Raw genomic sequence first — 14,188 nt, 5'->3', positions numbered from 1 at the left:
TATGATAGTACTTGAAATTGACGATTGAGTATACTCACGTGCCACTTCTATTCAACACATGTGATGGGCCGTTAAAGTACGCTCTTAATACGTTCTCTTTGTTTTCTCAACTCATACCGCAGTCGTCCCAATATGGCACGACGATCTGCCACAATAACTACTAGCGCTTCACCTACATCATCGAAGAGCATGTAGCTATTACGGTACTCAATTATTACACCAGTTATTTCACCAAGATTTAGCTCATCTCCCAGACGAGTAGCCGCACCATAAAGTGTTGTGACCATTGCCGCTAACGAGTCCGGATCGAAACTAGCTTCACCCGTGAATACATGGTCTATGACAAAACCGTCCTTGGAAACTATTGCTGCAGCCTGTACACCCTCTATTCTAGTGAAATCTGTAAGTACGACCCTCATCGGCGAAGACACTTTTTGTGCACCAGTCTTTCTAGGGCTCTCTAGCTATAAAAACTGTTATCCATTAGCACTATAGCTTTAACTAAATTTTACTCCATATCTAAAACTATTCCCATAATAATAGAACTTTAATACTAGATTTTAAAAACATATTACTCCTTACACTATACTCCGCGAAGTAAGGCAAACATTAATCGCCGTCATTTCTGCGCCCTTTTAAATAAGCACTTGCCAGGCCAAGTGCTGCTGCTGTAGCACCCTCAGCACCCAAGCCTAGAGGGTAGAAGATTAGCATATTCTTCTCCTTAGCTACCTCTATCAGCGTTTGCAGCTCTCTAAGCCGGAGTGCGGCTGGGTGTCTCTCGTATAGCTCAGCAGCTTCTGCAAGTATCTTAGCTGCCTGGCGCTCACCCTCAGCTTCTATTATCTTGGCTCTTCTCCACCTCTCAGCCTCTGCCTGCCTGGCCATAGCCCGGACCATACCCTCGGGTAGCACGACCTCCTTGATAGTTACTGCTGTTACCTTAATCCCCCAGGGGTCCGTTAGTTCGTCAAGTATCTTCTGGAGCTCCTTGTTTAGTTCCTCACGTTTCATGAGCAGGTCGTCTAGCTCGCTTTTCCCGATTATGTCTCGTAGCACTGTCTGTGCTAGCATAGTTACTGCTAAGTGGTAGTTGCGTACAGTTAGTACAGCTTTAAGAGGGTCTTGTACGCGATAGTATACTACTGCATCCACAGAGACTTCTACATTATCACGAGTAATTATTCGTTGCCGAGGCACGTCCACAGTATGTATACGCAGATCTATCACGACTATCTTGTCTATTATAGGTATGACAATGACTATACCAGGGCCTTTTATGCCTATGATTCTGCCAAGTCTGAAGACAACTGCGCGTTCATATTCACGGATGATCCTGATACTATACATGAGTACTATGAGGACTACTAGTAGCCCGATGAGAGCTGCTAACATACCTTCTAGTTCGGTCGTTACGGCTTGGCTTGTAGGCATCTTAGAGTCGAGACCTCCGACCCACCACGTAACTTTATAATGATATTGGAGGCTACTGTATAGCTTTTCGTCTGCGGTACGTGTTGAACTCCATATACAATTTGTGATTATTATTTAACCCTATGCTCAGCGCAATATACTGACACAGTTCTATACCCCTATCATCACGTAAAGAGGATGCTAGTACGCTGCCACCTAGTTCCATGAATGGAAGGCTTTCATAGCTATATGTCAGATGATGTGAAGCTTATAGCTAGCTTTAAAAGGGATGAGTTACTGCTCCCACAGTCTGAGGCCTTAGGTAGTGGCCTAGGGTTCCGATCAATATAGTTGCGGGGTGGAGGATGTGGAGCTGGATTCGCGGTTACTAAGAGAATGAGAGAACCACTAGATCCTCTTGATTGCGTATTCTGTCTAGTCTACGGGAGGCTCCAGTTCCTAGCCGGGGATCGGGAGAGACAAGCACGTATGTTGGCTAAGGCAGCTGAGCTTGTAGCTAGGTGGCCTAGCCGTACAACTGTGTTCGTCGAATCCTACGATTATCTTGAGAAGCTTGTTGGAGTTAAGGATCTCTATCGTGACCGCAAGAACGCTCTCAACAAGGCTGCTTTAGAAGCACTGGGGGCACTTGACATCGATTCCATGTCTACGTCAGAGCTATTATCCCTTATGGCTGCAGCTAATGGCGTCGATATACCAATGCCCGGATATACGCCTGGAATAGAGAAGCTTCTGCGCGGGCTCCGAGACCGGCCTGTGTGGCTAGGCATCTCTGAGCACGATATCGATAGACTCCTTGAGGCTGCTGAGAGGATTGTAGTAGTTCTAGATAACGCTGGCGAAGCAGTGTTCGACATCGCTGCGGCATGGCAACTAGCTACAAAGTATGGTAAGCCGCTCTACATGGTGGTTAGAAGTGAGCCTTATGAGGTCGACGTAACCCGTGACGAGGCCGTAGGTCTTGCTGCTAAGATTGCACCAAGAGCGTGGATAATAGGTACGGGCGGTAGATACCCAGTCTTCCATCCTAGGGCCGCAAAGGAGGCACGGAGACTCCTAGGCCATGGTTCCCTCATCCTTGTGAAGGGTATTGCAAATCTTGAGGCATTCTTGGATTATCCTGAGACCGCCGCTGAAGCTTATACAATATTCCTCTTAAGGGCTAAGTGCAAGCCGCTAGCAAGATTGTTCGACGTAGGTCATGCTGATCCAGTGATAGCCTCGTCAACATGGTTGCTAAAGAAGGTAAGAGGTAGAAGGTAATCTCAGTGACGGAAACCGCTTCGGGGGCTGTAAAAAGAAAATTCCTTTTAGGTTGGAGGAACCTCCACTGCTCCACTCATGGTGGCGTGTGCCCTGGCAGTGCTACGTATAGCTCACACCCCCGATCCCGACGACGCTTACATGTTCTATGGAATAGTTTCGGGGGCTGTGAGGATACCTGGTTTTGACCGTGTAGAGCACATAGTGGAGGACATTGAGACGCTTAACCGCCGGCTAGTAGAGGAAGGCTGGGAGGTCGAGGTTACTGCTGCTAGTGCTCATGCATTCGCCTACATAGCTGAGCGTTATTACATGATGGTTGCTGGAGCTAGTATGGGCGAGGGCTATGGCCCTATAGTGGTCTCGCGAAGGCCACTAAGGAGCCTTGAAGGCGCCAAAGTGGCTGTGCCTGGTAGGTATACGACTGCGAGGCTACTTCTACGCCTTGCGACAGGGGGTGGCTACCAGGAGATCTTTGCCAGGTTCGACAGGATACCCGACATGGTGCTCCGGGGCGAGGCTGATGCAGGACTATTGATTCACGAAGCCCAGCTTACATACAGAGAGATGGGGCTCGTCAAGGTGATTGATCTCTGGGAATGGTGGAGCAATACTGCCAAAGGACTTCCCATGCCGCTGGGTGTTGACATCGTCTCCAAGAGGCTCGGCTTAGAGACTGCACAAGCTCTCCGAAAGGCGCTCCAGGAGAGTATTAGGTACGCGTGGAACCGTCACACAGAGGCGTTAGAGTATGCTAGTAGGTTTGCGCGGAGCGGCACTAGAGAGCAGCTCGACAAGTTTGTAAGGATGTACGTTAACGAGCGGACGCTAGATATGGGGCCGGAGGGGCGTCAAGCCCACATACTTCTATACCAGATGGCGTGGGACGAGAAGCTGATACCAGAGCCCGTCGAGCCAGAATTTGTCTAAGCCCCTTACTTTGTCTCCCCGCCTGCCCTATCTCAGCCTCCTGTGTCCCCCCTCCTAGTATTCTAGTATGACTCCTGGTGCTGGTTTCGCTCCCAGCTCCTCCGTAGATTCTTTCACCCCAGCACCTTGAATCAGCACCTCTGGGTCTATAGGTCCGCACCCAGCGGAGCGTGTAAGGCCATGAGCGAGTGTAGTAACGGCGTGACATGTCTAGGCGGTGTCGGCGGCCCCTGGCCGCGCCGGCTACGTGTAGGATTGCTAGACTCTACTCTACGTGAGGGTGAGCAGACACCCGGTGTAAGCTTCACTGTAGAGCAGAAGCTGGAGATAGCCCGGCTGCTCGACGAGATAGGAGTCTCGATGATAGAGGCTGGCCATCCTAACGTTGCTCCTGACGTCTACGAGGCCGTTAAGAGGATTATAGGGATGAAGCGGGAGGGCGTGATAAGGCGGGCAGAGATCGTCGCTCACAGCCGGGCTGTTAAGAAAGACATCGAGGTCGCCGCCGAGCTCGAGCCGGACCGTATAGCTATCTTCTACGGTGTCAGCGATGTCCACCTGAAGTATAAGCACAAGGTTACCCGGGAGGAGGCCCTCTCCATTATAGGCGAGATGATAGAGTACGCGAGGCAACATGGGGTAAGAGTGCGTTTCACTGCCGAGGACGCGACTAGGGCTGACTACAGCTTCCTCCTGGAAGCCGTGAGGACTGCGCGCGAGGCAGGCGCCGACAGAGTATCGATAGCCGACACTGTGGGCATAGCGACTCCTTATGCTATACGCAGACTCTTTGAGAGGCTTACACAAGACGAGCCGGGAGTAGAGTATGATATACACGCGCACAACGACCTCGGCATGGCTGTGGCTAACAGCCTTGCTGCTGTCGAAGGAGGTGCAACGATAATCCATGTGACCGTTAACGGTCTCGGTGAGAGGTCCGGGATAGCGCCCCTAGAGCAAGTAGCTGTAGCTCTCAAGCGACACTACGGGATAGACGTAGTGGATCTACGCCGTGTAACCAGACTCTCGAGGCTCGTCGAAAGGTACAGCGGTATACCCGTGCCACCCACCGCGCCTGTTGTCGGCGAGAACGCTTTCGTACATAAGGCAGGGGTACACGTAGCCGGCGTTCTAGCTAACCCGGAGACCTATGAGCCATATCCGCCAGAGTGGGTTGGGAGGAGCCGCGACTATACTATAGACAAGTATACTGGGCGGCGTGCGCTACAGGCTAGGCTTGAGAGGCTCGGTGTAAGAGTCTCCGAGGAAGAGCTAGTAGAGATACTTCGAAGGGTTAAGCAGCGCAGTGGCGCAAGGTGGCTAAGGGATGAGGATCTGCTGGAGATAGCTGAGGAGGTTACCGGGCGAGCGCTACGGCCCAGGCCACCAGAGGAGATAGAGGCCCTGGTTACAGTTAAGTGTGAGGCCAACATCTACACGACTACTGTAGCGAGGCGCTTGAGCATTATACCCGGTGTCGAGGAGGTCGCCGAGGTCACCGGTGAGAACGATATACTCCTAAGGGTGAGGGCTAAGAATCCCGTGGAGCTTAACCAGGTTGTAGAGGCTATACGTAGTACGCGGGGTGTGCGAGAAACCTATACTATGCTAGTTCTCCGCCGTATACCTATGGAGCATCATGACAACAACGGAAGACTCTCTGCTAGCTCCTAGTGTTACGTCTCCTACTTCTCATCTATACTTGCCCTAACACTATGGAAGAGTTTTTGAGGGGCCTTACACTACTATAGCTACTAAGGGATGGTTATTCTAAGCTAATCTTGAGGGCATGTAGTGTTCTAAAGCGGAGCAGATAATATTGTATGAGAGGGGAGTATAGCCTTGAGTAGACCAGGTGAGGTACGCGTGATAGACTATGCTTTTCTCAAGCAACTCGATGAATGGGTCCGCATGCAGAAGAAGCTGCTGGAGACCTTCCGGGAGACCGCTGAGAAGGTCGAGCAAGGCGACAGGCTAGACCTTATAGTAGCTACCCGCGCAGCATTCCAGCACATGATGCGCACGATAAAGGCTTTCGACAACTGGCTCCAGGATCCTGTCATAATAGCCCATGTGCCTAGAGAAATGCTGGTAGAGGTATGGAAGGTTATGTATGACGTACTCCAGCAGCTCTTGGAGATAGACATCAAGCATACAAGTGATGTGAGGAAGCTCCTCGAGGAGCTAGCACGGGAGGGTAAGCTCAACCCGCTAGTTGCTGCCGTGAAACAGATTGGCGAGGAGGAAGAGGCTGCTGGCAGAAGACCATCAACAATGATGATATAATGATACTAGTTTAGATCCCCATCCCTCGGTTTACTCTCATTCTTTAGTCATATAGTCTGGGCTAATTTGGTTCTAGACGTTCTCCTGTAGCCACATAATACGCCGCTGATGCTATGTAAACTGCGTGATCAGCTATCCTCTCTAGGTGGCGTAGAAGGAGTAGCCTAGCGACCTCACAGCGATCAAGGCTCTCGCTTCTAGATAGACTATCGAGAGCCTCTATGTATACCCGGTCTATCTCTTCGTCGAGCGCTAGTACCGAGCGGGCCTTCTGCGCGTCTTCGCTCTGGAGCGCCATGTATGCCATGGAAAGCATTTCCTCTACTTTCTCACGGAGCTGCGTAACTTCCCTAGCTGTATCTCCGCAGTCCAGTGGCATGCGTTCATAGAGGCGGGCTATCTCGAGAGCGTAGCGGGAGACACGGAAAAGGTCGTAGGATGCCTCCATGTATGCGGTTATTCTCCTAAGGTCGCTAGCCATTGGCTGGAACCTGGCAAGGGCCTCTACTGATTTTTCGACTATCCATTGGCGTAGTTTTCCAGCTTCACGGCTGTGCTCGGTTACCTGGACAGCATCCCTCTCTTCACCGGATACGAGTTTCATAGCCTTGTCGAGAGCAGCCATTGCTTCATCGAAGAGTTTGTCTAGCATTGACGCTATATCCGAGAGGACTATTTCGAGCGGCCTAGTCAAGGCTATCTAAACCCTCTACATCATCTAACACTATGGATAGGCTATACTTGCCTGTCCTTACTGTATCTCTTGCCCCCGGGCTACACTATATACGTTGCCGAGGGCGAGACCCAGGAGATAGGAGGTGAGCATTCTACGGCTAAGCCTGGCGCTGTACTCCAGCCCCCGCCACGGGTAAAGGTGCTTGAGGCGCTAGGCGCTATCGCCGATGGACGTATAGAAAAGCTTAACAAGAATATATACCGTGTAGTTAGTAGTGAGGGGGACCGTGAGTACTTAGTCTACATAGACGTTGAGCGTGGGCTAGCTTACAGCAATGATAATGGGACTCGCTTCCGAGGCTACGTAGGCTACCCGATTATAGCTGCGCTGATTCTGGAGGGCGTCTTACCCTTCGAGGAGAGGGTGGCAGAGGCGCTACGGGGTATCCCGTGGAGGAGGCTTAACGAGCAGTACAAGCGCTACTTGCTTGTCGAGAGCCATGTGAAGAGAGTGGCTGCAGAGAAGGGTGTAGCGCCTAGGGAGATAGACGAGTTAGTCTCCAGGGTCTTGGCGGCTCTACGCCGTCTCAGTCTCCGCTACACCGGGTCTCCCCCGCTAGAGGCTATGGGTGCCCACCGTGTCCACGAGAAGCGATGATATCTGCAGGATAGTTCTAGCATTGGCTAAGCTGGGCGTAGCCTCGGTAGACTATCTGAAGGCTGTTACGGGTCTTCCACGACATCGTATAGAGATGATACTCGCCATGCTTGAGGCATACCGGCTAGTCGAGAGAGTCTCCGACACGAGTGAAGTTGGCCCGTGCTCCCGGTGTCCATTCGCCGGGCTCTGTGACGCATCTAAACGGAAGAGGATACGAGAGGTGAAGTTCTACCGGGTTACCACCCGGGCACTAGAGGCTTGTAAGCGGAGGAAAGGCAGCTAGTCTATCTACTATTATCCCTACACCAACTATTATTCCTACTGCAAGGTTTATGTTGAAGGCCCGGGGTATAGCTTCTAGTCCGTGTCTCGCTAAGAGTACATGCTGGTATAGTATCAGCAGAGACGCTAGTATCATCGATGCCAGTGCCACAAGGCCTAGCCCGTAGACCGGTACTGAAGCCAGCAACAGCACTATACTGGCAGCATGCATGAGCCTCGAAGCCCATAGTGCACCACGTAGGCCTAGGCGTGCCGGGATACTGCCTAGGTTCATCCGCCGGTCGAACTCCATATCCAGGATGGCGTAGAACGTGTCAAAGCCTGCAACCCAGAGGGATACCGCTGCAACGTAAAGCCAGGGTGCACGAGCCAGCACATCTGCTAAGCTGGAAGCCTGGGCACCGTAAGCTGCTACTGCGCCGCCTAGAACCACTGTGCCAAGCACCAGGCCTAGGTGAAGGTGTGGAAGCCAGTGTAGCCTTTTAGCATGGGGGTACGCCATAGCCATGAGCCAGAGTAGCGGGGCTAGCATTAACGCATACCTGTTCAGCAGCGCCGCCGAGACGAAGTACAAGACAGAGCCAACTACGACCGCTGCCCAGGCGTCGCGGAGGCTCACAGCCCCCGTCACGAGGGGTCGGTTCCGGGTCCGCGGGTTAGCACGATCTATGTCAAGATCCGCGATATTGTTGTACGCCATCGCGGCTGTACGGAGACCGAGGAGAGCCAGCGCTATCAACACCACTACACGGGCATCAATGCACTCCAGGCACGCAAGAACTGCTCCCGCATACGCGAATGGGAGGCTAAACAGCGTATGCTCTATCCTGACAAGCCTCATAACTGCGTGTAGCCGTGAGCCCCTCGAAACCCTCCCTGGATCCCAGCCGCTACTACGCTGCACCATTAGCTCAGCCCCGTACACCCCTCTGAACTCTGGAGCCACACGTTAAGGAGCTCAGTGCTCAACATTTGTTATCAGCGTTGTATACAGGGCACATGTATGTGCTACAGTGTTATCAGTCTATGCCCAGGCTAGACCATAACGCGTCTATACGCCTGGCCACCTCGGGGTCTGGCTCTACTTCTTCGGGCCAGGGGCGGCCCTGGTTCTCCTCTGGCAGTTTCCGCGTAGCGTCTATGCCTAGCTTGCTTCCGTAGCTGGGTACCGGTGTTGCTGGGTCGAGGTGGTCGGTGTGAGTATTGGGTACCACTAGTACGTCACGCTGTGGGTCAACATTAGCGGAGACAGCCCAGATCACCTGGTTCATGTCATGGACGTCTATATCATGGTCAACGACTATTATTATCTTGGTTAACGCCATCTGGCCGAGGCCCCAGAGAGCCATCATCACCTTCTTAGCGTGGCCAGGGTAGCGCTTCCTTATCGAGACGATTGCCATGCCCTGGAAGACGCCGTACTCGGGCATATTGAGATCCACTATCTCGGGGAGGAGCATCCGGAGCACGGGGAGGAAGACACGCTCCACAGCCTTGCCTATAGCCGCGTCCTCCATAGGTGGTTTGCCCACCACTGTGCCAACATATATCGGGTCGCGGCGCATCCAGATACGCTCCACAGTTAATACCGGGAACCGGTGCAGGGGCTTGTCGTAGTAGCCCCAGTGGTCGCCGAATGGCCCCTCCTCGGCCTCCCGGCCAGGCTCGACATAGCCCTCTATCACTATCTCGGCCGAAGCCGGTACGTGTATCCCCGATGGGAGCCGGTAGACCTCTAGACCACGACCAGCCATAAAGCCTGCGAAGAGCAGCTTATCCATAGGGTATGGTACGGGCATGACACCGGTAAGCATTGAGGCAGGGTCAGCTCCTATAACTATCGCTACTGGCAGCTTTTCTTTCCCCCGCTCGGCTGCAGCTAGGTAGGCATGACGGCCCCGCTTGTGGAGCTGCCAGTGCACCACCGCCTCGCGGGGCCCCCGTATCATCACCCGGTATACGCCTATGTTTGTGACGCCCTTCTCCGGATCCACGGTATAGACTTGCCCAAAGGTTATGTAACGGCCTCCGTCCTTCGGCCACGTCTTGAAGACTGGGAGCTTCTCTAGGCTTGCTTTCTCACCCTCTAGGACGGTGTCCTCGAAGGCTGCTCTCCGGACCCGGCGAGGCGTGTAGCGGCCTACGTCTAGCACATCGCGGAGACTGCGGAGTTTCTCGCCGAGGGTAAGGGGAGGGGCACGGGCTGTTAGGGAGACCATTCGCTCCCCGATATCCTCGAGTCTGTCGACCCCTAGTGCTAGCTTTATCCTCTCGATGGACCCAAAGAGGTTGCCTGCGACACGCCAGCCGGGGTAGCCCTTGACGTTCTCGAAGAGGAGCGCTGGGCCTCGGCGCTGCATTACTCGGCGGAGTACTTCGGGTATCTCGAGGACTGGGCTTAGCTCGGCTCGGATACGGCGGAGCTGGCCCCTCTCCTCTAGGGCCTCAATGAAGCTGCGTAGATCATGGTATGCGGTCAAGCCTTCTCAGCCCCAGGCTCCTCCCTCTGTAGCATCTGTTGCATCTGATTGTGCCCCGGCTCTTCAGCCGGCATGCTAGGTACCACTACCACTAGGACATCGTTGCGCTCTATTACCATGTCGTCATCGGGGTTGGGTATCAGCCTGCCCTGCCGCCTTATAGCCACCGGGGTCATGCCCTTACGGCGTAGTTCTAGCAGTACGTCTATGTAGCGTCTCCCGGCGTAGGGGCCAGCCGGCATCTCGTGGAGCTCTATGGGCCTCTCCTCGCTCCTCGATATGTTCTCGACGAACATAGCCGCACCCGGCTCTAGGAGGCTTGCCGCGAGCATCCTACCGCCTAGGTCGCGTGTCGGGACCACTATGTCTGCGCCGGCTTTGTGGAGTAGCTCTACGTTCTCCGGGTGTAATGCCTCAGCCACGATTCTCGCTGAGGCGTTTAGCCCTCTTACAGCGAGCACCACGAGCACCGTCTTAGCATCGTCATTGGTGCTCACCATAACCATGTTAGCACGGGGAATATTAGCGCGTAGCAATGTATCGCGGCGTGTCGGATCACCACGAACTATGGTTATGCCCTCGATGTCTATCTCCCTCATCACAGCCGCCGGCTTCTCTGTTACCAGCACTATGTCGCCGCTATAGCCGCGTCCACGTAGCTCTCTTATCGCAGCCTCGCTCGCAGGAGTCCAGCCTATCACGACTACGTGGCGGACGCCACGGTACCTTATGTAGCCCTGCCGTCGCCTTTCAGCAGCTTCTACTATGGTGCCAGCTGCTACCGAGACTAGCGCCGTGTAGACTGCTATACCGGAGGCTATAGTGAGCATTGCTATTACTCTACCAGCATCCGTTGAAGGCACTATATCGCCGTAACCGACGGTGGTCATTGTTACTAGTGCCCAGTACAGTCCAGTCCAGACATCGACACCTTCTACGAGAGAGAATGACAACCCAGCTATAAGCCAGACGAGGACTGCTATCAGAGCTATGTCGAATATGATGTTTCGCTGGAACTGCCTGATAACCCGGTATACAAGCTTTTTCAAGATACTAGCTATTGCTGCTACCAGCGGCAACTCGTAGAAACCCCATATAGCCGCTAGGAATGAGGAGAAGAAGCCCCCTTAAGACTTATCACTAGAAGAGCGCGACTTAAAAATCCGCTGGTCACGCCTTGCTGATCTCTTGTATTTCTCCTATGTATTGTAGCCAACGACCATAGAGCCTTAGTGCCCAGAGAGCCCGAGCAGCTCTTGCCTCACCAGGATATACTGGTATGCCAGCGACTTTTTCGAGGCGTCTTGCAATACTCCAAGCCCTAGCGCCACCAGTTACCGACGCTACTACTGGTATACGTCTATCGCTGTACTCGTGGAGAACTTTGGCAAGCTTGTCTGGAAGCTGGTCAGTTATCCCGGAGAGGTTAAAGTATGGGATAAGCAATACGGCGTCCACTTCGCCGCTCTCAAGAACTATGCGCAAGCTCTCAACCATGTGCTCATCAACTGCCGAGCCGGTCACGTCTACAGGGTTGCGAGGACTGGCTATCGGTAATAGGACGCGGCGAAGCCTCGCTTGCGTCTCTGGGCTAAATTCGGGTACGTGGAGACCCAATTCACTAAGCTCATCGCTGGCCATGACACCGCTTCCACCGCCAACTGTAATCACTGCTACACGATCCCCAGTCATGGGTGGCTGCAACGCTAGGGCGAGGGCAAAGTCGAACATCTCCTCAGGGCTCCTAGCAGGCACTACCCCCGTTTGGCGAAACACTGCCTGGTATAGCTGATAGCTACCAGCTAGGCTACCGGTATGACTGGCTGCCGCCCGGGCCCCCGCATCACTGCGGCCCGCCTTGAGCACAACAACGGGCTTCACGGGAGTCGTCTCTTCGAGGGCTCGTCGAAGCCTACTGCCCTCAGATACACCCTCAATATACATGGCTATACTCCGTGTCTCGGAGTCACGACGGAGAAAAGCTAGAAGATCCGCCTCGTCAACATCAGCCTTGTTGCCTACACTCACGAACCTGCTTATACCGATACCCCGTGCTTCAGCCCAATCCAGTACAGCCGCGCCAAGGGCTCCACTCTGACTTATAAAGGCTATTGGCCCGGGCCCAGGTAGCCCTTGTCTATTAGGGTCGAAGAACGTCGCGTTGACACCAGTAGAGGGAGAGTATACACCTATACAGTTAGGCCCGATGAGTCGCATTCCATGTTTCCGTACAATCTCGATAAGCTTCTTTTCAAGTGTAATACCCTCACCACCTACTTCTCTAAACCCCGCGCTAAGCACAATTACACCACGTACTCCCCGTCGGCCTGCTTCATCTACTACACGGAGTACCGCTTGAGCCGGCACAGCAACAACAGCGAGATCGACCGGATCTGGCACATCCAGTATACTTGGGTATACTGGTAAGCCTAGCACTTCACGAGCACGGGGATTAACTGGGTAGAGTGGCCCCTTATACATTGACTTGAGATTGTAGAGAACCATGTATCCGACTTTTCCTGGTACTCTAGAGGCTCCAATAACAGCAATACCCTGAGGCCGAAAGAACACCTCGACCCCATCACCAATAGGTGGACGTATCAGCGCCAAGAGCTACCACGCTCCGCTATAATAGAGCTACGGCATGGAAGAAAAAGAAGCCCGCGAGCCATACAACAAGCTACGGAGAAGAGTCAGCTTCGTAAACGAGGACTAGAGACCAGGGACAGCTAAGGGGCATGACTACGGAAACCAAGACGTATAGGAATTGAGAATAATTACTGTCAGGTTAAAAAACATGTGAGTCTCAAGCAGAGGCTTGTAGCCCAGAATTTTAGGCTGCTATCTTTCTGTATACTAGTATGGCTGCTACAATGGCTATAATCATACCTATTATGCCTGCTACTAGGCCTACCATAGCGAGACTAGATGCACTTCCCGCCTTGTCAGCTGCATCCTTCACCTGAGTCTGTAGCTGGCTCGCAGTCTCCTGGAACGTGTTGACGCTCTGCTGCAGCTTGTTTATGGCATCCTGGAGCTGGCCTATACTCTGGGTAGCTGCCTCTAGCGTGTTGACACGGCTCTCTAGCGTGCTGAGCTTATCCTGGAGCTGCTTGAGCCCGGTCTCTAGTTCACTCATCTTGGCTGCTAGCTGGTCAACCTTGCCGGCTACCTGGTTTATCTGAGCAGCTAGCTGGTCTACAGCAGCCTGGTCAGCCTTATCAGCTAGCTGGTTCTGTATACTGCTTACCTGAGCCTGGAGCTCGTCTAGCTGGCTCTTGAGGCCGTTGAGCTGCTCCGCTAGCTGGTCTACTGCTGTCTTGTCAGCTTTGGTGTCAAGTTGCTCTGCTATGGCCTTTATCTGGTCAGCTAGCTGCGTTATTGCCTTGTTTATCTGGCTTACCTGGTCAGCTAGCTGGTCTACAGCAGCCTGGTCAGCCTTATTGCCTAGTTCCTCCTGTAGCTGCTGTACCTGGGAGGCTAAGTCAGCTATCTGAGTAACAGCTTCCTGTAGACCGCTTATAGCCTGTTCTAGTTCAGCGAACTTAGCATCTATGCTTACTATCTGTATCTCACCTAGGTCTACACGCTGACCAAGCTCAACAGTGACATCAGGCTTCACTGTCTTGAGGTAGTTGGGCTTCTCTACACGTACGTTATAGGTGCCCGGTGCCACGTATACAGCGAAAGTACCGTCACTGCCAGTTGTAGCTGTAGCTACTACTTCACCGTCGCTGCATACATACACCTCAGCACCAGCTACTGGGTTGCCATTTTCATCTACAACCTTACCAGCAATCTCACCGCCAGCCTGTAGCTCGACCTGAAGCAGCTGTGTCTCGCCAGTGTCAGCGTTCTTTACGAGTATAGTGTAGGTGCCAGCAGGGAACGTGTCGGTGGGCTGGCTGGGGAACCGGATACTCCAGGTGAAGCTGCCATCGTTGCTGGCCTTTAGTTGATCAATGACCACTGTCTCGCCGTTCGGGTTCTCTAGCTTTATCACTATTACTGCGCCTGGATCAGCAGAACCGCTCACTATGAGTTCGTCACCAGGTACATAGATGCTCTTATTCGTCGAGGCTGTAAGTGCAGCAAATGCTACCATTGCCTGTGCAGCTACTATTAGTATCAGTATCCCAGCTACGAGGCTTGCAAACCGCCTCATTTTATGCCACCC

14 protein-coding genes are annotated in these 14,188 nt (G+C 53.1%); 6 read left to right on the top strand and 8 right to left on the bottom strand.

The genetic code is table 11. The features are described 5' to 3' along the window. Positions 1 to 71 precede the first annotated feature (71 nt). Both Pyrde_RS08805 and Pyrde_RS08800 read right to left on the bottom strand, forming a co-directional pair. A complete protein-coding gene (locus Pyrde_RS08805; RefSeq protein WP_231656728.1) occupies positions 72 to 431 on the bottom strand; it encodes a roadblock/LC7 domain-containing protein in 360 nt (119 codons plus the stop codon). Positions 432 to 609: 178 nt separating this feature from the next. Then, on the bottom strand, positions 610 to 1,434 hold the full coding sequence (locus Pyrde_RS08800) for a slipin family protein (protein WP_055410005.1): 825 nt from the start codon (positions 1,432 to 1,434) through the stop codon (positions 610 to 612). A gap of 375 nt (positions 1,435 to 1,809) precedes the next feature. Between Pyrde_RS08800 and Pyrde_RS08795 the strand changes: the two genes are divergently transcribed. From Pyrde_RS08795 to Pyrde_RS08780, 4 genes are all read left to right on the top strand, one after another. Continuing rightward, on the top strand, positions 1,810 to 2,697 hold the full coding sequence (locus Pyrde_RS08795; RefSeq protein ID WP_055410002.1) for a damage-control phosphatase ARMT1 family protein: 888 nt from the start codon (positions 1,810 to 1,812) through the stop codon (positions 2,695 to 2,697). 78 nt (positions 2,698 to 2,775) lie between these two features. Continuing rightward, positions 2,776 to 3,627 carry a menaquinone biosynthesis family protein gene (locus Pyrde_RS08790; RefSeq protein ID WP_082419593.1) on the top strand — a complete coding sequence of 284 codons (852 nt, stop codon included), beginning with the start codon at positions 2,776 to 2,778 and terminating at the stop codon, positions 3,625 to 3,627. Positions 3,628 to 3,807: 180 nt separating this feature from the next. Then, the gene (lysS, locus tag Pyrde_RS08785) at positions 3,808 to 5,301 is read left to right on the top strand and encodes a homocitrate synthase (RefSeq protein ID WP_082419592.1); all 1,494 of its coding nucleotides are present in this window, start codon (positions 3,808 to 3,810) and stop codon (positions 5,299 to 5,301) included. 195 nt (positions 5,302 to 5,496) lie between these two features. Beyond that, a complete protein-coding gene (locus tag Pyrde_RS08780; protein ID WP_055410929.1) occupies positions 5,497 to 5,913 on the top strand; it encodes a DUF2153 domain-containing protein in 417 nt (138 codons plus the stop codon). 61 nt (positions 5,914 to 5,974) lie between these two features. Here the strand turns inward: Pyrde_RS08780 and Pyrde_RS08775 are convergent, their stop codons facing one another. Then, complete coding sequence (locus Pyrde_RS08775; protein WP_055409998.1) at positions 5,975 to 6,607, bottom strand: phosphate signaling complex PhoU family protein; 633 nt, start codon at positions 6,605 to 6,607, stop codon at positions 5,975 to 5,977. A 69-nt stretch (positions 6,608 to 6,676) separates the two neighbouring features. Between Pyrde_RS08775 and Pyrde_RS08770 the strand changes: the two genes are divergently transcribed. After that, positions 6,677 to 7,246, top strand: a complete 570-nt coding sequence (locus tag Pyrde_RS08770) for a hypothetical protein (protein WP_231656727.1) — start codon at positions 6,677 to 6,679, stop codon at positions 7,244 to 7,246. Beyond that, positions 7,227 to 7,532, top strand: a complete 306-nt coding sequence (locus tag Pyrde_RS08765) for a hypothetical protein (protein WP_088171886.1) — start codon at positions 7,227 to 7,229, stop codon at positions 7,530 to 7,532. Before Pyrde_RS08770 ends, Pyrde_RS08765 begins: the two co-directional genes overlap by 20 nt. Here the strand turns inward: Pyrde_RS08765 and Pyrde_RS08760 are convergent. From Pyrde_RS08760 to Pyrde_RS08740, 5 genes are all read right to left on the bottom strand, one after another. After that, a complete protein-coding gene (locus Pyrde_RS08760) occupies positions 7,500 to 8,438 on the bottom strand; it encodes a UbiA-like polyprenyltransferase (protein WP_055410925.1) in 939 nt (312 codons plus the stop codon). The two genes, Pyrde_RS08765 and Pyrde_RS08760, sit on opposite strands and share 33 nt — an antisense overlap. Positions 8,439 to 8,550: 112 nt before the next feature. Further along, a complete protein-coding gene (locus Pyrde_RS08755; RefSeq protein ID WP_055409994.1) occupies positions 8,551 to 10,011 on the bottom strand; it encodes a menaquinone biosynthesis decarboxylase in 1,461 nt (486 codons plus the stop codon). Then, on the bottom strand, positions 10,008 to 11,090 hold the full coding sequence (locus Pyrde_RS08750; protein ID WP_055409992.1) for a potassium channel family protein: 1,083 nt from the start codon (positions 11,088 to 11,090) through the stop codon (positions 10,008 to 10,010). The genes Pyrde_RS08755 and Pyrde_RS08750 overlap by 4 nt, the downstream gene beginning before the upstream one ends. 91 nt (positions 11,091 to 11,181) lie before the next feature. Next, complete coding sequence (locus Pyrde_RS08745; protein ID WP_082419591.1) at positions 11,182 to 12,621, bottom strand: acetate--CoA ligase family protein; 1,440 nt, start codon at positions 12,619 to 12,621, stop codon at positions 11,182 to 11,184. 223 nt (positions 12,622 to 12,844) lie between these two features. Next, positions 12,845 to 14,176: a carboxypeptidase regulatory-like domain-containing protein gene (locus Pyrde_RS08740; RefSeq protein WP_055409988.1), complete on the bottom strand. Its 1,332-nt coding sequence runs from the start codon at positions 14,174 to 14,176 to the stop codon at positions 12,845 to 12,847. Between the last annotated feature and the right edge of the window lie 12 nt (positions 14,177 to 14,188).

It is taken from the genome of Pyrodictium delaneyi, from assembly GCF_001412615.1.
GTDB lineage: Archaea > Thermoproteota > Thermoprotei_A > Sulfolobales > Pyrodictiaceae > Pyrodictium > Pyrodictium delaneyi.
This window is presented reverse-complemented; position numbering and strand designations above follow the sequence as displayed.